The sequence below is a fragment of the Vibrio sp. qd031 genome, from assembly GCF_002100145.1.
Lineage (GTDB): Bacteria > Pseudomonadota > Gammaproteobacteria > Enterobacterales > Vibrionaceae > Vibrio.
Genome location: NZ_JXQD01000018.1, coordinates 231735 through 251749, shown reverse-complemented (window position 1 = coordinate 251749; position 20015 = coordinate 231735). Strand labels below are relative to the sequence as shown.

The 20015-nt window shown below is 45.6% G+C and carries 20 protein-coding genes; 9 read left to right on the top strand and 11 right to left on the bottom strand.

The annotated features are described in order from the left end of the window. Positions 1-39: 39 nt before the first annotated feature. From ST37_RS07060 to ST37_RS07020, 9 genes are all read right to left on the bottom strand, one after another. On the bottom strand, positions 40-921 hold the full coding sequence (locus ST37_RS07060) for an NAD(P)-dependent oxidoreductase (RefSeq protein ID WP_084884956.1): 882 nt from the start codon (positions 919-921) through the stop codon (positions 40-42). A gap of 359 nt (positions 922-1280) precedes the next feature. Then, a complete protein-coding gene (locus tag ST37_RS07055) occupies positions 1281-1757 on the bottom strand; it encodes a methylated-DNA--[protein]-cysteine S-methyltransferase (protein ID WP_084884954.1) in 477 nt (158 codons plus the stop codon). Then, complete coding sequence (locus tag ST37_RS07050) at positions 1754-3118, bottom strand: Ada metal-binding domain-containing protein (protein ID WP_084884953.1); 1365 nt, start codon at positions 3116-3118, stop codon at positions 1754-1756. Before ST37_RS07050 ends, ST37_RS07055 begins: the two co-directional genes overlap by 4 nt. A 155-nt stretch (positions 3119-3273) precedes the next feature. Further along, positions 3274-3660, bottom strand: a complete 387-nt coding sequence (locus ST37_RS07045) for a hypothetical protein (protein ID WP_143698145.1) — start codon at positions 3658-3660, stop codon at positions 3274-3276. A gap of 11 nt (positions 3661-3671) precedes the next feature. Continuing rightward, positions 3672-4121 carry a YHS domain-containing (seleno)protein gene (locus ST37_RS07040; protein ID WP_084884949.1) on the bottom strand — a complete coding sequence of 150 codons (450 nt, stop codon included), beginning with the start codon at positions 4119-4121 and terminating at the stop codon, positions 3672-3674. A gap of 15 nt (positions 4122-4136) precedes the next feature. Beyond that, positions 4137-4850, bottom strand: coding sequence for an NRDE family protein (locus tag ST37_RS07035; RefSeq protein ID WP_172400944.1), 714 nt, complete (start codon positions 4848-4850; stop codon positions 4137-4139). A 47-nt stretch (positions 4851-4897) separates the two neighbouring features. After that, entirely contained in the window at positions 4898-5416 is a 519-nt protein-coding gene (locus tag ST37_RS07030; protein ID WP_084884946.1) for a hypothetical protein, read from the bottom strand. Beyond that, positions 5400-7199 (bottom strand): GNAT family N-acyltransferase, encoded by a 1800-nt coding sequence (locus tag ST37_RS07025; protein WP_084884944.1) that lies wholly within the window; start codon positions 7197-7199, stop codon positions 5400-5402. Before ST37_RS07025 ends, ST37_RS07030 begins: the two co-directional genes overlap by 17 nt. Positions 7200-7208: 9 nt before the next feature. Beyond that, positions 7209-8345 (bottom strand): D-alanine--D-alanine ligase, encoded by a 1137-nt coding sequence (locus ST37_RS07020; RefSeq protein WP_084884943.1) that lies wholly within the window; start codon positions 8343-8345, stop codon positions 7209-7211. Positions 8346-8577: 232 nt separating this feature from the next. Between ST37_RS07020 and ST37_RS07015 the strand changes: the two genes are divergently transcribed. From ST37_RS07015 to ST37_RS06990, 6 genes are all read left to right on the top strand, one after another. Beyond that, positions 8578-8808: a DUF2798 domain-containing protein gene (locus ST37_RS07015; RefSeq protein ID WP_084884941.1), complete on the top strand. Its 231-nt coding sequence runs from the start codon at positions 8578-8580 to the stop codon at positions 8806-8808. A 298-nt stretch (positions 8809-9106) separates the two neighbouring features. After that, positions 9107-10507, top strand: coding sequence for an MATE family efflux transporter (locus tag ST37_RS07010; RefSeq protein ID WP_084884939.1), 1401 nt, complete (start codon positions 9107-9109; stop codon positions 10505-10507). A gap of 129 nt (positions 10508-10636) precedes the next feature. Continuing rightward, the gene (locus ST37_RS07005) at positions 10637-10981 is read left to right on the top strand and encodes a DUF5329 family protein (RefSeq protein WP_084884938.1); all 345 of its coding nucleotides are present in this window, start codon (positions 10637-10639) and stop codon (positions 10979-10981) included. Between the two features lie 125 nt (positions 10982-11106). Next, positions 11107-11346 (top strand): hypothetical protein, encoded by a 240-nt coding sequence (locus tag ST37_RS07000; protein WP_084884936.1) that lies wholly within the window; start codon positions 11107-11109, stop codon positions 11344-11346. Further along, positions 11333-13096, top strand: a complete 1764-nt coding sequence (locus ST37_RS06995) for an ABC transporter ATP-binding protein (RefSeq protein ID WP_084884934.1) — start codon at positions 11333-11335, stop codon at positions 13094-13096. The genes ST37_RS07000 and ST37_RS06995 overlap by 14 nt, the downstream gene beginning before the upstream one ends. Further along, entirely contained in the window at positions 13090-14874 is a 1785-nt protein-coding gene (locus ST37_RS06990) for an ABC transporter ATP-binding protein (RefSeq protein ID WP_084884933.1), read from the top strand. Before ST37_RS06995 ends, ST37_RS06990 begins: the two co-directional genes overlap by 7 nt. A gap of 90 nt (positions 14875-14964) precedes the next feature. Here the strand turns inward: ST37_RS06990 and ST37_RS06985 are convergent, their stop codons facing one another. After that, on the bottom strand, positions 14965-16110 hold the full coding sequence (locus ST37_RS06985; RefSeq protein ID WP_084884931.1) for a GGDEF domain-containing protein: 1146 nt from the start codon (positions 16108-16110) through the stop codon (positions 14965-14967). Between the two features lie 701 nt (positions 16111-16811). After that, positions 16812-18653: a glycerophosphodiester phosphodiesterase family protein gene (locus ST37_RS06980; RefSeq protein WP_242426241.1), complete on the bottom strand. Its 1842-nt coding sequence runs from the start codon at positions 18651-18653 to the stop codon at positions 16812-16814. Positions 18654-18772: 119 nt separating this feature from the next. Here ST37_RS06980 and ST37_RS06975 point away from each other — a divergent pair, with 119 nt between their 5' ends. The 3 genes from ST37_RS06975 to ST37_RS06965 are packed head-to-tail and all read left to right on the top strand — an operon-like array spanning position 18773 to position 19868. Further along, positions 18773-19042, top strand: a complete 270-nt coding sequence (locus ST37_RS06975; RefSeq protein WP_084884929.1) for a DUF3081 family protein — start codon at positions 18773-18775, stop codon at positions 19040-19042. A 5-nt stretch (positions 19043-19047) separates the two neighbouring features. Next, positions 19048-19653: a CIA30 family protein gene (locus tag ST37_RS06970; protein ID WP_242426240.1), complete on the top strand. Its 606-nt coding sequence runs from the start codon at positions 19048-19050 to the stop codon at positions 19651-19653. Beyond that, on the top strand, positions 19653-19868 hold the full coding sequence (locus ST37_RS06965; protein ID WP_084884928.1) for a TIGR02450 family Trp-rich protein: 216 nt from the start codon (positions 19653-19655) through the stop codon (positions 19866-19868). Before ST37_RS06970 ends, ST37_RS06965 begins: the two co-directional genes overlap by 1 nt. Positions 19869-20015: the final 147 nt, after the last annotated feature.

Below are 20015 nucleotides of genomic sequence, written 5' to 3'. Positions count from 1 at the left end.
TAAACTTGATGACAGCGGGGCTTTTAGTAAGCTTTTAGATTACTTCTTTAGACCTGTGAAGTAGTCAAAGATTACTGGTACGTCGTTTTGGCCAAGACCTGCATCAACTGCAGCTTGTAGGCTTTGAGAAGTACCTTGAGCAATTAGAGACTCAGTACCTAGCTCTTCACAAAGAGCAAGGAAGTAACCAAGGTCTTTGTTTGCGTTAGCAACAGAGAAGCCTAGTTTTTCTTCGCCGTCTACAGCGTAGAACTTACAGAACTGCATGAACGGAGAGTTTGATGGACCTGCTGACATGATGTCAAACAGTTGTTGGCCATCTACGCCAGCAAGCTTAGCAACAGCAAACGCTTGAGACATAGTAGCAACAGTCGTCATACCCATGAAGTTGTTTACTAGCTTAGTCACGTGACCTGAACCCAGCGCACCGAGGTAGAATACGTTTTCGCCTTGCTCGTCAAGAACAGGTTTAACTTTATCGAAAGTCGCTTGGTCGCCAGCAGCCATGATGTTTAGAAGACCATCTTTAGCGTGAGCAGGAGTACGGCCAAGAGGAGCATCGATCATACCAGCGCCTTTAGCGGCTAGGTCTGCGCCAATTTTCTTAGTTGAAGCTGGGATAGAAGTACCGAAGTCAACAACTACTGCGCCTTCTTTAATACCAGCAAGAACGCCGTCTTCACCGTAAACGATTTTTTCTACAACTGCAGAAGTTGTTAGACAGAATTGAACGATGTCACTAGCTGCAGCAAGTTCTTTTGCTGAAGTGAACGCAGTAGCATTACCACGATCAGTAACGCGAGCAACAGCCTCAGCGCTTAGGTCCATTACGTTTACGTGGTAGCCACGCTTCTGTAGGTTTTCAACCATGTTGCCGCCCATAAGGCCCAGGCCGATGAAACCAATTACTGGTTTAGTCATTGTTTGCTCCTGAAATATCATATTGTATTACTATATGCCCAAGAGTATACATCTTGTTTTGGATTTAGCAATCTCAAATTGACTCGAAATTTGCGCTTGATCGTGTTTTAACCAACTTAGTTTCTCAGTCGAGTGAGCATCATTAACAAACTCATATATTTCAATGTTCGATGGAGTCTTATTTCTTAAAAGCGATACCGTGTCCAATACGATAGTGAGTGTTTTAACTATCGGGCAAAGCAATGCAACAATGTACAGGCTAAATCAATCAGCGTGACTAGCCCATTCATAGTACAATTGACATAGAAAGAGGGGGGAGGGCGCGATTCCACCCGTATAAACGGATGAAGATCGTTGGACTAATGGTGCGAGGATTCAAGTTCTAATAAGAACTTCTTACGCTCGACCCCTCCCGCATAGCCAGCAAGTTTACCGTTCGAAGCGATGACACGGTGGCACGGTATAAAGACGGAAATAGGATTTTTGCCATTGGCGGTTCCAACAGCTCTAATCGCAGCAGGATTATCAATGGCATTGGCTAACTGCTTATAACTCCAGGTTTCGCCATATGGAATAGTGGTTAGCGCTTTCCATACACTGGCTTGAAATGCCGTACCAGCCAAATCAAATGGGATCTCAAAGTGGGTACGCTCACCTGCAAAATACTGCTTTAACTGCTTTGTGGCGAGAATGAGGTGTGGATGCTCTTCATTGAGTTCACCTAAATCGTCAGGTTGGGTGGTATGGGTCTCAAACCAGGCCCCTGTGATCCCAATATCAGTACACTGAAGTGTGATGTTGCCAAGAGGGGAAGAAGTCGTTTTGAAGTATTTCATGCTAAGTTCCATAAATGAAATGTGGCATAACTGCCCCAGGGTGAGGCTGTTTTTCGATTGAGGTTTGGAAAACGCTGACTGACTTTTTTGACAATAAGGTCGCCTTCCAAATAACAATCGGGGTCACTTTGGCTTCGCAGAGTGGTGTAGTTGACAGTCCAAGGGCCGATTCCCTTTATCTCCAACCAAGAACTCACTGGTGCATCGGGCGCTTCAACAAGAAATTGCGCTAAGCGAACCAGCGTGTCTTTTCGCGCTTGTGGTAGGCGCATAAAGTTAAGCTCACTGTTGGCGACTTGCAGCGGTGTGGGAAACAGCAGTGGCTTGTCTTGTTGTGAAAAGCCAGCGATAAACCGATTGAGTTGGGTGATGGCCCCTTTAACCGAGACCTGCTGCCCCAAAATCGCTCTAACACCAGCCTCCCATTGGCTCCACACACCGGGAATGCGTAGGCCCGTTGTTTGCACTAAGTCTGGGTCTATATGTCTTAAGTGGTCTTCAATCACTGAGGTGTTGGCATCTAGATCGAACATTTGACGCACTTTATTCACTAATTGTTGAAGCTGACTTATATCGTCTAACTCGAACTGCATTTGTACATGCTTATTATCGTAGGGACTGAGTTTAAAAAAAACGTTGCTTTCGCCCAACTGGCAATACCGCGCATAATTGTCGTTTTCAACAGACTCGATACCGCTAATTACCCGTAATCGGTAGAAATCCATCATATGTGACCAATTCAGAGTGCCTTGAAACGGAATCAAGACAGATCTAACCGCATGCGAATGAGGGGTTCTTCTTAGCTCCGATGGGGTAAGTTTAAGGGTCTTTTTAAACGCATCATTAAATCGGCGAATACTGTTAAACCCGCTGGCATAACCAATGTCGGTCACGGACAGGTTGCTGCTATGAAGCAGTTGTTTGGCAAAGAGCAATTGATGGTTTAGCGCATATTGCTTTGGGGACATTCCTAAGTAGTGGTCGAAAAGCTGTCTTAGATACCTATCGCTGATCCCGAGTTTATCCGACAGTTGAGTCAGAGAATGGGTGTGCAAAATTCCTTGGTGGATTAATGACACCGCGCGAGACAATGTCGTTTCGGTTCCATTCCATGCATTGGAATGGGGAGCACTGTCTGGGCGACAGCGGAGACAAGGGCGGTAGCCCGCCTGCACAGCTTGCGCGCGGTCAATAAAGTATTCGACATTTTCTTCTTTAGGAAGCGTTGCTGGACAAATAGGACGGCAAAATATGTGCGTGGTTTTTACAGCCACAAAAAATCGACCGTCGAAACGTTTATCTCGTGCCAGCCGAGCTTGTTTAAACTGGTCTGCATTGTAGTGAGCTATATTGTCAGTCATTGGGATGCAACGTTCTTGAGTACTTGGTATCCATAATACGTCATATTTCTTATGCCACTAGCCATTTTCGGAACTGTACGTAACAATGAGTTTTAGTTCTCAATGGCGTTAGCATGAAAGTGCAATGACTCTTAACTTATAAATGGGTCAATCTTTCAATGTGGCTGTCGATTAGACAGCTCTTGAGCATCAAGCTGAAACCACAACAGACTGCACAAATAAAGGTGGCCAACGATAAGACCCGGAAGGATAGCGAACAGGATTTGCTGGCTGTGGTTGATAGTGTGAAGAAGGCTTGGCACCGTGCATAGCAATAGTGAGCAGCAAATGAAAACGACAAGCTTTGATTGAAAACGCAAAAATAGCCAACGCGCCACTTGCCCAAGAAAAAGTGTCGACAAAAAGGCGAAACTTCCTTGAACCATCGCCGCACTTAGCGATTCGGTGAAGGTTTGAGAGTCTTGAACCCAGAATGCCCATCCACCGTACCCAAGCGCCGCTAGGCCGGCACTTGGGATAGGTTGAAGCAGTTTTTTTATCAAGTTGTGGCGCATCACTTGATGACGGCTGGCCAGTTTTGATCGGCTTTAACAATCAACGCATCGCGATCTGCCAACCATTTCTTTTGGATCGATTTATTGTAGTTCAAATACAGCTTGCCATTGACGATCTCAAACTGAGTTGGGTCACTGCTGGCGGTTTTACCTTGTGACACTGCCCACGCGCAATAGCCGCCGTATTGTGGGGCGTATTTTTCAGGCTCTTTGAGGAACAATTCTAGATTGTCTGCGCTGCTAAATTGCCACGTAGCTCCTTGCCACTGTGTTTGATACGCCTTATCTCCTTCAATCGCTTGCTGTTGAGTGTGATAGGCCACTGCGTCATAGCCACTGACCGCGAGATCGTTGCTCCATGAGGTTGAGATTGCGTCTTTAGCGAAAACGCCAGTAGAGAGTAGTACGCTGCAAATTAGTATTAAAAAACGCTGTATTGACTGAGTCATAGTTCTTCCTTTAATTCATGATGTCACTTCAAATACCAGACCCTGTGATATTGGATTTTCTTTCAATAATTTTTGATTACGAAAGCGCGTAACAGTCGACTCGTCAAAATACTGCAAACGTGTTGCCGTGTCCGTTACCCTGGCCTGACAAATACTTTTGGTGTGTGCTTCGTGACGATCCATCAGTACCGATTGCGTTTCAGCGCTTGGAGTTTGTTGAAGATGAAAGTCACGGAGTACCGACTGTGCAAGTTCTGATGGGGCCATTGGACTAGGCAGTTTCTGCTGCCAATCTTTAAACAGAGACTGTCGATAATCGAGCACTTGGTCCGTGTTGAGCGCACTGGAGCTGAAAGAAAAATGGGACTCTGTTCGTTGCTTGAGCCTCACGTCGATGCCATCCCAACTCAGTTGCCAAGTCTGCTGGCTATCGCTCGCAATAAGATCAAATGGGTTATAGTCATGCAGTGCTCGTGCATCCAGCTCTGCTGTTTGTGACGCTGACAACCAAGTGTTCAAGAAATGGGGAATGAGTAACCCACGACTTTTATGGCCATTCGGGTTACTTGCTTGATAACGATTCAGTAGCGCCAATACCAAGCCCTTTTGATTGGCGCCAAACCATGTCCCACCGGCAAGGCTGTCTGTTGGAAAAAGGCGATGAGGCTCACAGTTGGTCAGTTGTTGAAAATCGCCTTCGTGGCGTGAGCGCGCCTCATCTCGATTCATTGTGATGATCCGAGTTGAGCCTGTGCGCATGAAGCTAACGGTACACACTATGCTTGTTGCCCCCTAAGGTATGTCGCGGTACTTGGCGCTATGCCCAATCCATCATCGATGGTCACACCGTGTTGAGCCGTCAGCAGTTTGGCGTACGCAACGTGGTGGATAGTGTGATTAATCAGATAACACAGTTCGCGGCTGATGCTAGAGCGAAAATGTTGATTAATGCTGTCGCTCACCGAAATCTCACTTTCAACGTCAATGGTGCGGTCTGTAATGCTGGTGTGTTCAAGCCAATCAGAAATATCGTCAAGCAATGCAAGTGCGAGTTGTGGGTCGTCTTCTAAACGCCCATCTCTGTGTCTTACATTGTAGTCTACGCATCCACTGATAAGGCCTTGTTGAAACGCCAAAAAGTGGTCCAAAATGTGCCGCACATGCTTGCCAACGCCCGACATAACATTGTCAGGTGGGACATTATAGAGATTGCTTTGCTCTGACCCCTCAAACGCGAGGATCAGCTGTTTTACTTGTTTTAATGCATCGTTTGTCGAATTACGCAGCGTCTTCATGTTCAGTCCATTGATTAAGAAATTCCTGACTACCTTTCTCTCCTAGGTAGCGTTTAAGGTACTTACTTGGGGTCTTACGTAAGTCCACTAAAATAAGTCCGTCTAGAGCATCGTTAAAGTTTTTGTTCACACTAAAGCAGACAAAACGGCCGTTAAGGCTTAAGTAGTGTCGAAGTAATATCGGCACAGATTTTCCTGCATCGCAATGACCGACAAGTTTATTGATCACCGCAATGTTGCCCAGTGACGACAAGACTTCCGCACTCCATACTTTCCCTTTCACTTTTAGGGGGCTCACAGGGCGAATATCGGCGAGAAACTCTTGCTCGGCGCGATAGGCGGACATCATCGAGTCGGAGATAAAAGCGCGGGCTAATGTGCTATGTTCTTGCGATATACTCACGCTACCAAACAGTGTGTGATAGGCGGGGTTTTGCGCAACGTAGGCACCAATCCCCTTCCAAAGCAGATCCAAGGCACGAGGATGGCGCTGATAACTTGGGACGACAAATGAGCGGCCAATTTCTAACGCGTTACCCAACTTTTTCAAGTAGCCCTCTTCATAGTGGTACAGCGAACGACTATAGAGGGCCGAGATTCCGTGCTCTGCAATGATGTCGTCGCAGCGACCAATGCGATAACCCCCGACAATTTTACCTGCCTGATGATCCCAGACGAAAAGATGCAGATAGTGGGGATCAAATTGATCGCTGTCTTCACTATTGCCCGTACCTTCTCCAGCGGCGCGAAATGTGACCTCTCGTGCTTGAGCGATTTCGGTCATTACGGGCCCAAGCTCATAGTAGGGCGCACAGTAGCAGCTGAATTCTTTAAACTGCACAAGGCGATAGGCCAATAAGCCTTCTAAATGCTTTTCAAGTTGCTGAGTGTGACTTGGCAATGATGCGATGGGTTGAAGTTCTGCGTGTTTTTGGTAATGGTGCTCTTTGCTGTGTTGCGGCGCCAAAAACTCAGAGGTCATACGTAAATAGTGGGTAATGGCTTGGTGATCGCTTAGGCCATCGAGCTCTTTTGCGGTGATCACATTGCCGCATCGGTAATGAAATGTTTTGCCTTGTTTGTTGATCAGCTGTTTAGCCAATAATGCAGTGCGTAAGCGTGGGTGAATAAGCCCCGCTGCATAAAAAAAGTTGCTGTTGCGTCCATCCACATAAAAGGGAACACAAGGGCATTGGTAACGACGCGCCAAACGTCCAACGATATCAGACCAAGCTCTGTCGGTGATTTGTCTGTTGCTCCAGCTTGGAGCGGAAACCATACCCGATGGATAAATCAACACTGCGCCACCTTTACTTAAGTGGCGACATAGCTCCCGCATGCCTTTGCTGTTGGCTTTTCTAGCGTCACTTGCTAACACATCTACGCCAATAAACAGATCCGAAAGCTCTGGAATAGATTTCAGCATTTGGTTAGTCAGTACTTTTAGGTCTGGCCTCACTTTAAGCAATTGCTCACTCATCGCCACCCCCTCAAGACCGCCAAGTGGGTGGTTACTTACCATGATGCAAGCGCCTTCTTTAGGGATGCTTGCTAGCTGTTGTGGATTGTCCAGCTGGAGACTAAACCCTAAGGTATCCATGGTATAGCGAAGAAACTGTTGGGTGTTCTCTGCTTTGTCGCTAAGCGGTGTTGGGCGGTTTTGATAATGATATTCTAACGCTTCCAACCCAAGCAGTTTTTCAATGCCTTTAGCGATAAAACGCCAGCTTAGGTTGAGCTGAAAAGGACTGTGCGATTGCTGTAGGGCTTGTGAGTGACTCATAACATTTCCTCAATCCGTGAGTGGGTATAAACGGCTTAGCGCACGCTCTTTTTGCCAATGGGTTAATAATGATCGAACTCCTGGTGGCTTGTGGCCACGCTTTCTTTGGGAATCACCGAACGCAAACAGAAGACGATATTGAAACAGTAGTGCACGCATCGCTTCTAAAAATGGTGTGCTGCTATCCCATATATGCAGTGATTCGCTGCTGGCACTGTTTATCTCTATAATTTCTAGCGTTTTTCCTTGCTGAAGATGCTCAATATCTTTGAACTTTACGTCCAAGCGGCCGTAATGGAACTCGGGTAAGTCGCTCATGATTTCATTGAGCGAAGATTGCAGCTCGTCAGTGATAAGATGATTGGCGTTGGTAAAAATAGCGCCCTTTGAATGGGATGCCGAAAATACCAGTTTGAAGGGTTTGTCTTGTTCAATCACGCGATCCCAGTTTGCTTGGTGCCGTGTGCTGTACAAATGGGTAAGTTGGCTTGCCCGTGCATCAGCTTGGATCAGCTCACCTAGGGTAGAGCGGCCGTCACCGACAACAAACGGGGTATATTTTAACGCGAGAGAAATAATTCGGCCCTTAGGCGCTTGGGGATCTCTGACATAAAACACGCCCGCTTCCGGTTCGTATTGACTTAACGACTGGATCATTACGTTGGCGTCGTGTGGGTAGTGCTGCAAAACCCCACTTAACTGCTCGCTATTGTGGACTAACTTAACGCCAATGCCGCGACAGCCAATATCGGGTTTCGCGACGACTGGATAGTGGGTGTTGATCTGAGCAAAGTTTGCTTCAATTTGAGTGACTTGTTCGTCTATAGGTGCGGCGGTTTTAGTATGAGTAAACCAAGGCAGAATAGCTTGTTTGCATTTGCCTTGAGCCTGGCTCAGTAGCTGGCTTTTTCCAACGCCAACCATCCCTGACAGTGGCAATCTTGGGTTGGCTAGTAAAGGCAGTGTTAACGAGCGGTAGCGAAGTGACAGCAATAGCCACTGAAATCCAACGGGAATGTACACCAACCAAGTAGGCCAAAACTCGAAAAAACTGACTTTCTTTGTGCTTGCTTTAAGCGTCGGCATCCCAGGTGTGGTGTAGCTAGTTTGGGGAAGTGCGTCTTTGTTCAATCCGTGATCAGACATAGAATTCCATTAATCAAGTAGTTGTTTTATCGTCGTATGCTTTAATCAGACCTAACTGGGTTGCAGAATCTTTCATAAATACGTTAATAATTTGTGACAATTAATGAGAGGGACATGGCGAGTGGGGTAAAGGACTATAGATATTAGTCCGAATAATCCATGATAATTAACGGCTTGCACCGTATATTAGTAAGTGCTAAATTATCTTCAGAATAGTAAACTAGGAGTCAGCATGTTACCCAAAAGATTACTTCCCGTTGTAGGTCCATTTTTGATGTCTGTGCTGATGGTGACGCTAATGACCGCAGTCGTTACTGCCGTTAATACTGGAATCGACGCCAACTTTCCCGCTCGCTGGGGAGCGGCATTTGTCGTCGCATGGCCAATAGCGTTTACCTTTATCTTTTTGTTTGCAAAGCGCATTAATCTTATTGCGCAACGCATTTGTAGTATTGAGTCTTAATCAACGACCGCGATTATTTATAGCAATCGAAGTCATTAACTGGTCAGAAAATTACGACGGAAAAATCGCTGAGAGCAAGGCAAAGATTGCCGTAGGCAGTTGTTCTACCTACAAAATCTTTAACGCCATTAACAGTGATTTTAACAAGCAAGAATGATCAGGTAAATGCTTAGGTTGGTATTACTTCAAAAGTGGACTTAAGTGGCGCGTAGATTCTCTTCAGAGTTTAAAAGTTGAGTAGTGATCCAACTCGTTTCTTGTTAAGGTCGCAGGGCATTTTTTAAAGCCAGAGTCGTACATGGAAGCTACACAAGACCAAGACAATAAAGCGTTAGACGGACCTATCCTCAGCACATTCTTGAAATACCTTTTGCCGTCAATTGTAGGGATGCTCGCGATGAGTTCAGCCTCTATCGTTGACGGTATCTTTATTGGTAATTATGTTGGCGTTACCGCGTTGGCCGCGGTAAATCTGATCATTCCTATATTGTCGGTGCTATTTGGTGTTGGACTAATGCTGTCGATTGGCGGCTCAGTACGTGGTGGCAAATACCTCGGAGAGAAAAACACAGCAGCGGCATCTGGCATATTCAGTAAAACATTGATCGCAGTAATTGGTTACGCCATCGTCATTATTGCACTGGGTTTAGTGTTTGAATCGTCTCTATTCGGTTTGCTTGGCGCTACTGACGAACTCATACCACTAATGAGTGATTACTATCGCGTGATCATGCCGTTTTTACTCGCTCAGTTGGTCACTATCGTATTGTACTTTTTTGTTCGACTCGATGGGTTTCCCTCACTAGCGGCAACGGCCTTGGTGATGGGTTCAGTGGTCAATATGGTACTCGACTATCTGTTTATCGGCGTGTTTGGCTGGGGGTTAAGCGGTGCAGCATGGGCAACGGGTTTATCACAGTTACTGCCACTGCTCACATTGCTGACCTATTTTTTGAGTCGCAAACGTAAGTTGCGCTTTTCATTACGGCAAAAGAATTGGTCTGAGGTGTTTAAGGCCGCCTACAATGGACTATCGGAATTCATTAATGAAATCTCTGGCGGGATCATCGCGTTTATTTTTAACCTGATGTTGATTCACCGCGCCGGAGTGGATGGCGTCGCCGCCATTACCGTGCTCAATTATTTGCTGATGATCGGGTTCATGATCTACTTCTCTATTTCAGATACCGCGCAAGTGATGCTTAGCCAGAATTTTGGTGCGCAAAACACACAGCGCTTAAAGCAGTTTTTAGCCATTACATTTTCGATGACCAGCTTACTCAGTGTGTTGTTTATCGCAATATTGCTGCTGTTTAACGAGTCATTAATTTATCTATTTGTGGATGCAAAAGGGGCCGATAAAACGGTAGCAATCGCCATTGAGTTTGTTTATTACGTATGGCCAATCTTCATTTTTGCAGGGGTAAATATGACCATCTCAGGTTATCTAACCGCAATTCACCTGCCATTCCAATCGGGGGTGGTATCTTTGTGTCGCAGTTTGATTTTCCCAGCATCGCTTCTCGTTCTGCTGTATATGATGTTTGACGATACGCGCTTTGTACTTGCACTGCCAATTGGTGAAGTACTCACTTTTGCTCTAGCACTGGGTTTTTTCGTCCGACATCAACCTCAGCGAGCGATCGATGACGAAAACGCTAACAAATCCGATGCCCCTATAAAACAGAGCTTGGCGTAGTCGTTGGCACTATTGCGGTAATTGGCAAGGCCTCAAGTTGTTTGTGCAGAAAATTAGGTATAATTGCCAGCATTGCGGCATGGTGCACTTATATTGTAAGACAGGCATGACTTTTAGAGAGAGACGAGTATGAAACGACTTATTGCGCTTTTTAGCTTGCTGGTATCGGTAAGTGTATTAGCTGATACTCAAGATGAAGTCGATCATCTGATTGAATTTGTTAATAATACCCAATGCCAATATGAACGAAATGGCAATATTCACAATGGCGTTGAAGCCACTGAGCACATCATGAAAAAAGCCGATTACTATGCCGATGACATCAAAACAGCGGAAGACTTCATTGCGTACTCGGCCACTAAAAGCCTGATGAGTCGTAAGCACTATAAAGTGCATTGTGAAGGCCAGCCCACGATAAAAAGCAGTGAGTGGTTGCTGACAGAGCTTTCACGATATAGAGAACAAGCTCATTAACGACGTCGCTTTATCCGCACCATAGAATTGGCAGTGCGATGAGCATCAACATCTTAATGCAGTTGTAAGTGCCAAGTCGATTTGAAAAGTGTACACTAATCAAATCTCTCCAAATTGGGTACATCATGGACGACAAAAAAGACAACAGGGCTCGTTGTTGCGCTCGTGGCGGTCCGCGCCCTGGTTGTGGACGTAAACCCGGGATAAAAACCCGTCCAGTCCGTTTACCAGAATGGCTACTCGATGAATTAGAGTCTTTTGGCGATCCTCGCCAGTCCATCATTAAAGCCTGTAAAGCCTTCTACGGCATTGACCCACAAGATGCCAAACTATCGAACAGCAGTGAGTCTCATGACCAAAACTGAATTTATTCTTCGTTATCTCAAACTGAATCGTAAGTCGTATGTACTCGCGATAATTTTTATTTTTCTAGTGAACTGGCTGCAAGTCGAAATCCCGCGCTATATACAACTCGCGATTGATTTGATTGACGACTCGTCTAGTGCGGGGCACGAGCAGTTAAAAACCTATGTTGCCATTGTGGTTGTGATGTCGGTGTTGATGATCGGGATCCGCATACTGTCACGCATCTATGCACTAAACCCTGGGCGGATCACTGAGGCGGCGCTGAAAAACGATTTAATGTATAAACTTAATCGTCTGCCCAATAGTTTTCATCAGCGATTTGCGTCGGGCAAACTTATCTCCATTATCAACAATGATTTGGTAGGAGTTAGGTTGTTGTTTGGCACAGGCTTTTTGCAGTTTTTTAACGCTGTTCTAGCACTGTCCTTAACGCCTATCTGGATGTGGCGCATCTCTCCAGAGCTGACCATGTACTCGGTGATCCCAATTGCGTTAGGCTTTATTGTGTTTCGTATTGGCTTTGTGCAAATGAAAGATCTTCATTTAGAGCACATGCGAAGACTTCAGGATCTATCGGCGCAATTGATGAGCTACCTATCTGGGATCGATTTGATTAAAAGCCAGCAGATGTCGACATGGGTATTGGCTGAGGTAGAAAAACTCAATCAGTTGCTGCTTACTTGCCGCATGAAAATTACTCGTATCCAAGTGTTTATAATGCCGGTTCTGGATTACTCAAATAACCTGATGAAAGTACTGATCTTAGGGTTAGGCGGCTATATGTTGATGAACCAAGAGCTAACACTCGGAGAAATCACGGCGTTTCTTACCTATTCGGTATTGTTGGCTATGCCTTTAATGCAGCTTGGTCGTATTGCGACAATATACCAGCGAGGTATGGTTGGGATCCAAAGCGTTCAAACTGTGTTAAACGCAGAAGTACCAGCGCGCGATGTCACTCAGTTGCCGTTAGCGGAAGTGCAGCGGTTAAAAGGCAAGACAGTGTCGGTGCGTCATTTGAGCTATCAGTACCCGGGTGATGAAGCACCAAGTTTGGACGATATCAGTTTTGACATTCCCCCTGGCAAGAAAGTGGGTGTGTTGGGCAGTATTGGTGCGGGAAAAACCACCTTGGTTAACTGTCTCAACCATCACTTAGATCTTCCCAAGGGAAGCGTTTTTCTCGACGACAAGGATGTAACGGAGTTTTCGCGCAGCGATTTACGCCGATACATTAAAACGGTCACACAAGACCCCTATCTGTTTTCTGCCACGATAGAAGACAATATTCGCTTTGGCAGCAAAGATATGGATATTGCTAAGGCACAGGTTGATGAGGTACTGCAACTGAGTCAATTAGCCGCCGATGTGGAACGCTTCGAAAGTGGTGATCAGACCTTAGTGGGTGAAAAAGGCATCATGTTGTCGGGCGGTCAAAAACAGCGCCTAAGCATAGCCCGTGCATTATTAAAACCGGCGGATCTTATCATCATGGATAATGTGCTGTCGGCCGTGGACTACGAAACCGAGCGTAAGATTTTAGAGGGGCTGTTTGGCCGATTGAAAACACAATCGGTGCTGGTGGTGTCTCATCGAGTCAATGCGCTTGAGTTTATGGATGAGATCATCGTGCTTAAAGAAGGCAAAGTATTGGCAAAAGGCGACCATCCAACACTGCTAAAAACCTGCCCCTACTATTTAGAAACTTGGCAGTTGCAGCAAAATGAGACGGAGGCGCAAGCATGTTAAAAGGCGTTGACGTTAAGTACTTAAAACATTTTTTTCAATTTGCGAAGAAATATCAGCGCTCGGCTGCACTTGGCATTGCCATGCTGCCTCTATCGATCGCTACAAGCTTGCTGTTTCCTTGGTTGATCATCCAGGTGATCGATGTTCATTTGGCGCAAGGAAATATAGATGGGTTGGTCAAACATATTGTCTATTTACTGCTGGTATTGGTAGCAAACTACATAGTCGACAGCATTTACTCATATAACTTGAGGAAAACGGGGCAATTTACCATCACCGATATGCGCGCAGTGCTGTTTGGAAGGGTACTCAAACTGCCGCGAAGCTATTTTGATAATACCCCTACAGGGGTCACCTTGTCGCGACTCACCAGCGACTTGGAAACCATTGGTGATTCGTTTGTGCAATCGATCGTGGGGCTAGTAAAAGACTCGCTGAACACTATTGCGTTGCTGATCATGATGGCATTTATCGACTGGAAGCTCACTCTTATTGTACTGATTATCATGCCTCCCGTGATGTACCTCACCATGTACATTCGTAACCGACTTCGTGCGACGTATCAAATTACTCGCTCGGCACTCGCACGGGGTATTGGCTACTTACAAGAGGCGCTACTAGGGGTAAAAACCGTGCAGTTGTACCGCGCCGAACAGGAAGTGGAAACTAAGTACAAAGGCTTTACCGATGAGTTTTTAAGAGCTCAGAAAAAGGCCAACAAATATGACGCCATTCTATTCGCGTTTATATCTGGTATTACCTCAATCACCATGGCACTGATGATCTGGTACGGTAGCGGACAAGTGTTGCAAGAGGCATTAACCCTAGGTGTGCTGATTGCGTTTATCAATACGCTCGAAAAAGTGTTCGTGCCTATTCGTGACTTTACGTCACAAATCGCGTCAATTCAAAGCTCATTTGCCGCATTTGACCACATAGAGGAGCTCTTTACCGAACCGCTTGAAGAAGAAGGCCGAACATTGTTGCCGTCGAAGGAAGTAGAGCCATCGCTTAAAGACTTTAGCAGTTTGGAATTTAGAAACGTCAGTTTCCGCTACAGCGACGATTCGCCCTATGTGCTTAAGAATGTCTCTTTTACACTTAAGAAAGGTCATCAAATTGCGTTGGTGGGCTCGACGGGATCGGGCAAGTCAACCATATTGCGTCTGATATCGAAAACCTATCAAAACTATGAGGGCAATATATTGCTCAATGGCATCGAGTTATCTCAACTGTCGATAGAGGATTCAAGCCACCTGTTTTCGTTGATGATGCAAGACGTTCACTTGTTTGAAGAAAGTGTGGAGTTCAATATCGCATTGGGTAAATCGACTATTTCAAGAGAGCAAGTGATCCAAGCAGCACGCTATGTTTACGCGGATAAGTTTATTGATCAGCTGCCCAATAATTATGAAAACGTACTAGACAAAAACGGTGGCAACTTATCTGTAGGGCAGACTCAGTTGATCTCATTTGCTCGAGCGGTGGCACAAGGTGGGCAAGTCATGATGTTGGATGAAGCGACTAGCTCGGTGGACTCGATCACCGAAGACTTGATCCAAAAAGCGATGCAGCGGTTGTTTGAAGAGAAAACCATTATCGCCATTGCTCACCGTTTGAGTACGGTGCGACATTCCGATGAAATTTTAGTACTGGAACAAGGCGAAATAGTCGAACGCGGCAATCATGAGCAGCTACTAGAAACCAGTGGAGTATATGCAGGTTTACTGAATGAATCGATGGACAATGAGTCGACTCGTGAGGCCGTTGCGAGTTAATCACGTTGACTGATATAGCAAATAAAATGCCTCTATCTGAGAGGCATTTTTTACATCAATTACATGACCTTAGCGTGGTATGAGGCCCTACTAAACAGCGGCGACTTCCTCGTCTTTTTTAAGCTCGGCTAAATCCGTATAACGGATGGTGCCTTTGCCGGCCTTTTTCGCTCTATACATTACTTTGTCGGCCATAGACAAGCTGTCGATTAAGTCATGTTGACTCATGTCGACATAAGCCACGCCTATGCTGCTGCCTAGAGAATGGGTTTCGTGCTTCAATACACTTATGGTGTTTTGCTCGGTAATGGCCATTATCTTTTCAGCCAAAATTTCAACTTGCTCTGCGTTGGAGGCGTCGCGTACGAATATCGCAAACTCATCTCCACCTAATCGGCCAATATCGTATTCACCCACGATATCTTCACCCAAATGTTCACGCACAACCTTTGCCAGTCGTTTGGCGTATTCGGCCAAGACCACATCGCCAAAATCGTGACCGTAGGAGTCGTTGATGGACTTAAAGTTGTCTAAATCAATGTAGATGAGTGCGGTTTTATCGCTCAAATCCATCTTAATGCTATGGTAGAGCACAGAACGAAACGTGATGCGATTGGACAGCATGGTCAATGAGTCAAGATAGGCGAGTGATGCAATACCGCCTTCATGCATCGATAAAATTTGCTCATCGGCACGGCTTTGGAAAAAGATTAAGATATGGCACATACCGCTTAGTGCGATCAGCGTGAGTACCATTCTAAATGAGATCACATCGCTGTATTCGACTCGACTAAGTCCGTAATCATAACCGACCAAAAGAATGGTCGAAGTGATGATCAAAAAGAGGGTGTTCAACAGTAAGCCAACTCTAAACGAGTTGATAAAGATGCCTACGGCGGCAAGCAGGTAGCTCCAAAGCATGCCAGTACCTTGATACCCACCGGAATAAAGAAGCAGCAACGCCAGCGAATAGTTGATCACCGTGAGTCCAATTCTACCGGCCTCACGATTTTTGTTCATCACGTAAATGTTGACGGATGCGGCAATAGAAAAGATAGCGAGAGCGACAGTAAGAAAGAGATCTTTTCCAAACAGAAGGCTATTGAAAAACATCAGGATCAAAAAAACCATGCCGAATATCGTGAACGAGTTCACCATAAGCTGCATACGCCTGTGTTTATCTTCAACGATGTCTACAAGTTTGTCAGCGACAAAGTTGTGAGCGTTAATCGTCATTTTTTCTAACCTACTTAGCGACCATTATTAGAATACTGTTCTGTAATAAAGAGTAGCATTATCGTTGGACAGAATAAATTCTTGTTTCAGCAACGACCACCAAAGAGCGACTTTTTGGCGTTGAATTCGCAATGCAGCGGTAAAGTATTGAACGAAATTTGCAGCAAATAGTGTAGATAAAAATCTATAATTCAACGAGTTAAATTGTGGTTTACGTAAAAGAATAAATCACTTGTTTAAAAGTAAAAAAAAATATAGTGAATAGTATGGTTTGGTGGAAAAGAAGGCGATATTTGGCGTTGTTATTGGCAAATTGATCGAAATGCCTGCTAATTTTAAGGTTAGCCTATGCTCAGCCTATTCTATTATCAACACAGATTGGCTTTGTATGACCTACTCAGTTGTCGGTGCAAATCAATCCATTGTCCAAGGGTTAGGTTTGTAATAGCGCTAAGACAGGTACGTTGTTTTAGTCCTTCCGTATACCTTTGTAACGCCAGATTTTGCCGAGTTTAACCCACTTTTTAGCGCTGAACGTTTTGCGCCATCAGTAGAGCTGTTTTTGCAAAGTGCGATTAAAAAATCTTATCAGGCAGGCGAGACCATTGTGTTCCAAAAATCAGCAGCTAGAGCACTTAGGACTGTAGCGCCCAATTGCACACAATACACGGCTTCGCCAAGATCCAAATTATAGTGTTGGTTTAAAGGGCCAACCAATAACGAAGGGTAAGCAGTGCTCGGTCTGAAAAATCCATCTCTTTGATGCGTGCCTTTGTCTCAATGGCCAATTGAGGCTCATCGGTGATGATGCCATCCACGCCCAGCAAAAATAGCCGCTGCATACTCGCGACGGTGTTGATGGTCCACACTAAGACTTCTTGCTCTCGCTGCTGGATCTCCAATATCCGCCATGCGTTTAGCCATTGATCGCTCACCATTAACACATCCACTTCTCTTTCGAGATCGACTTCACCCACACTGGCCGCATAGATCAGGGCAAACCTTAAATTGGCCGGTCGATTCGACTCTAGCTTACTCATAATGCTCGATAGAAGTTCAACATCTAGGCTTGAGACAATCATAGATTCCGAGTAATTGGCCAGCATTTCTGCAAGGGCAAGCGCCAGTGCAGTACTCTGGTTGTAGCGTTTCATTTCTATATTGAATTCAATAAACGGTGCGTATAGGTCTAACAGATCGGCCAACAACGGTGGAGGAGTAAGCTGGTATTCGGCGTAGGCGTCGACGATGTCGGCATAGTCTGCGTTTTCAATAATAAGCGAGTTGCCAATCATCCTTCCTAAATCACGATCATGAAATACCACAATTTGACCATCTTTGGTGATTTGAACATCAATTTCGGTGCTTTTAATGCCTAACTCAATCGCGTATTGGATCCCTTGTTCACTGTTCTCAGGGTATTTAAATCCGCCGGCTCGATGCGCAGTTATAGATCCAGAACTGTCTGTTTGCAGATGATGCACAAAATTGCGCACATCGGAATAGCCATTAAAGGCGGCTGCGGCAATTAACACCACCATGACCGTGCTAAGTAAAGCGCGGCGCTGAGTATTCTGCTTGAGCCCAACAAAACGAGCCTCTTCATTCACCAGTTTGAGGCGCTTAGTTTGCAGTCTTAATACATAATACTGGCAACTGGCGTACACAAAACGATCGATAAAACTCATCAACATAGTCAGTCCCAGCAGTAATAGGCTGGCGGCCATTAGCCATGGGTAACGTTCGGGATCAGACGTAGCCCAATGCAGCATAGGCTCAAGGGCAAATAGCATAGTGCTAGCCAGTATCGCCGCAAACAATACTCGGCCAAAGACCCAGGCGATGTGTCCAAGCACAATATGAGGGTATATCGCGCTACTTAAACGTCGAGCCTGCTTAAACAGTTTCCACTGGCTACAGTTTTGAAAAAGGCTCAGCGGTAAGGCTAACCACCAACTTGCCCAATATCGTAATACCAGCAACACAGCAGGTAGAGTAATTAACACGAGCAACCCCAATGCGACCCACAAAGTACTAACCTGGTTGCTGATATAATAGTTGATGTCCCAGTCGTTGAGCATTAGCCCAAATATCCACCGCCCACACCACACTAAACTAGCGAACAACAAACTGATCCCAATAGATTGCGCAATCACCACTTTGGCCACCCTCCAGCTTCGCTGAAGAATCAACCCAAAGGCATCCAAAATGGATCGCTTACCAAGATCGTGCTGTGCGAGCAAAATGCTGATGGCGGAGTGTTCGACAAAAAAAGCAAAACTGAGCTGCGTCACAAACCATAAACTCAGTAGCAATCCGACTGGCGAGAGTAAGAAGGACAGTAGCTCCTGATTGGCAATGGCGCTTACCCCGTAAAAACTCATCAACTTAGAGGTGATCCATAGATCGAAAGGCACAAACAGAGTGAGTAAGGCGCTACGAACCAACACAAAGCTGGCTAACATTTGAAGACCGCTGGCTTTAAGTCGGTGCCACATAAAATAGATGATGTGACGGCTGCGGTGAATGAACGCGTTGAACAAGAGGGGAAATCGCCTAACAGTGGTGGGGGAACTCGTCACATGATAGCACTAGGTGATCCTAGCGTGCAGGTAAATCGTATTTAAAGTTATGCAAAAAAATAACCGAGAGGGTAGGCAACATGACACATCACTGGGCGACACGAGACGCATTGCTACTCTTTGATGTCATTGTCAGTACAGGCCAATACTCTGAAGGCGCTCGAGAGCTGTCCGGTATTAGGGCTTGGCACGATTATGATGGTTACACTTGTTGGTTATCGTTTAAAGACTTAACGCTAACTATAACCTTTCATGGTGGCCTGCTCATTGAGTGCGACCATAAGCAGACGCGAGACGAATTTGACCAGCAAGGTCGACACTTGCTAGCAACACGAAAGGCGCGAAGGTGATCACTATGAACGTTAAGCTTCTACTTATGAGCCTACTTTGGTTGCCTTCTTTGGCTGCATGGTCTCAATCCGTTTTACCAATCCTTGTCCCCTACGATTCAACGAGCAGCTATATGATAGATTTTACCAACACTGTAGAAACCAAAAGATGGCGCGCAACCAACGATGGGGTCATGGGCGGCCTCTCACAAGGTGGGCTGACGTTTATCGACGATGTGAGTGTCTTTTCCGGCAACATATCTCTTGAGAACAATGGCGGCTTTAGCTCTATCTATCGTCCAGTAGTGCCTTTAGACAGAGGGTTAGATGCCGTATCCATAGATTTTATTGGTGATGGACTGACTTACCAGATGCGTGTGGCGGTCGCCATTAACGGCTATCGGGTGAGTTATAAACACGAGTTTGAAACACAAGCCGGTATTCGCCAATCTGTAACACTACCACTTGGCGACTTTAAGGCGGTGTTTCGTGGTCGAATCATACAAGGCGCTCCGACGCTCAAGTCGGAAGACATTCGACAAGTCGGCTTTTTAGTTACGAGCAAACAACAAGGGCCGTTTGCACTCACCCTCTACACCCTAAAGTTTCAACCAACTTACAAGGAGGTGTGATGAACCGAGTGAATCCCAAAGGGCTTTTGCATAGCAAATGGACCAAAGTGGATGTGCAAAACAAAGAGAAACACTTTGTGATCACCAGCGTCAAGTTTGATGAACAGCAAGCCGTGGTTGAGTGCGTGATTGAGGCTGTGATGACGCGCAATGAGTATGCGCTGAATTGGCGGGAACTTAAGAACACTGCGTGTTGGAAAGTAGGGTGGTGTTAAAGGTGACGGAGTTAGTCTGTTGGCGAGCCGAAAGGTGCAATAGAATAAGGAGAATGGTTGGACTCTAGATACAGGAGAGAGGGAGCAATCAAAGATCACGGAATCGCACGTAACCTATTGATAAATAAATGTTCTATATTTATCTCA

Excerpts from the sequence above, each read along its gene's own strand:
- ST37_RS06970 (WP_242426240.1), top strand. The coding sequence starts at position 19,048 with ATGAACGTTAAGCTTCTACTTATGAGCCTACTTTGGTTGCCTTCTTTG.
- ST37_RS07020 (WP_084884943.1), bottom strand. The coding sequence starts at position 8,345 with ATGTCTGATCACGGATTGAACAAAGACGCACTTCCCCAAACTAGCTAC.
- ST37_RS07030 (WP_084884946.1), bottom strand. The coding sequence starts at position 5,416 with ATGAAGACGCTGCGTAATTCGACAAACGATGCATTAAAACAAGTAAAA.
- ST37_RS07040 (WP_084884949.1), bottom strand. The coding sequence starts at position 4,121 with ATGACTCAGTCAATACAGCGTTTTTTAATACTAATTTGCAGCGTACTA.
- ST37_RS07025 (WP_084884944.1), bottom strand. The coding sequence starts at position 7,199 with ATGAGTCACTCACAAGCCCTACAGCAATCGCACAGTCCTTTTCAGCTC.
- ST37_RS07060 (WP_084884956.1), bottom strand. The coding sequence starts at position 921 with ATGACTAAACCAGTAATTGGTTTCATCGGCCTGGGCCTTATGGGCGGC.
- ST37_RS06990 (WP_084884933.1), top strand. The coding sequence starts at position 13,090 with ATGTTAAAAGGCGTTGACGTTAAGTACTTAAAACATTTTTTTCAATTT.
- ST37_RS07010 (WP_084884939.1), top strand. The coding sequence starts at position 9,107 with ATGGAAGCTACACAAGACCAAGACAATAAAGCGTTAGACGGACCTATC.
- ST37_RS07005 (WP_084884938.1), top strand. The coding sequence starts at position 10,637 with ATGAAACGACTTATTGCGCTTTTTAGCTTGCTGGTATCGGTAAGTGTA.
- ST37_RS07035 (WP_172400944.1), bottom strand. The coding sequence starts at position 4,850 with ATGAATCGAGATGAGGCGCGCTCACGCCACGAAGGCGATTTTCAACAA.
- ST37_RS07000 (WP_084884936.1), top strand. The coding sequence starts at position 11,107 with ATGGACGACAAAAAAGACAACAGGGCTCGTTGTTGCGCTCGTGGCGGT.
- ST37_RS06995 (WP_084884934.1), top strand. The coding sequence starts at position 11,333 with ATGACCAAAACTGAATTTATTCTTCGTTATCTCAAACTGAATCGTAAG.
- ST37_RS07015 (WP_084884941.1), top strand. The coding sequence starts at position 8,578 with ATGTTACCCAAAAGATTACTTCCCGTTGTAGGTCCATTTTTGATGTCT.
- ST37_RS06975 (WP_084884929.1), top strand. The coding sequence starts at position 18,773 with ATGACACATCACTGGGCGACACGAGACGCATTGCTACTCTTTGATGTC.
- ST37_RS06985 (WP_084884931.1), bottom strand. The coding sequence starts at position 16,110 with ATGACGATTAACGCTCACAACTTTGTCGCTGACAAACTTGTAGACATC.
- ST37_RS07055 (WP_084884954.1), bottom strand. The coding sequence starts at position 1,757 with ATGAAATACTTCAAAACGACTTCTTCCCCTCTTGGCAACATCACACTT.
- ST37_RS07050 (WP_084884953.1), bottom strand. The coding sequence starts at position 3,118 with ATGACTGACAATATAGCTCACTACAATGCAGACCAGTTTAAACAAGCT.
- ST37_RS06965 (WP_084884928.1), top strand. The coding sequence starts at position 19,653 with ATGAACCGAGTGAATCCCAAAGGGCTTTTGCATAGCAAATGGACCAAA.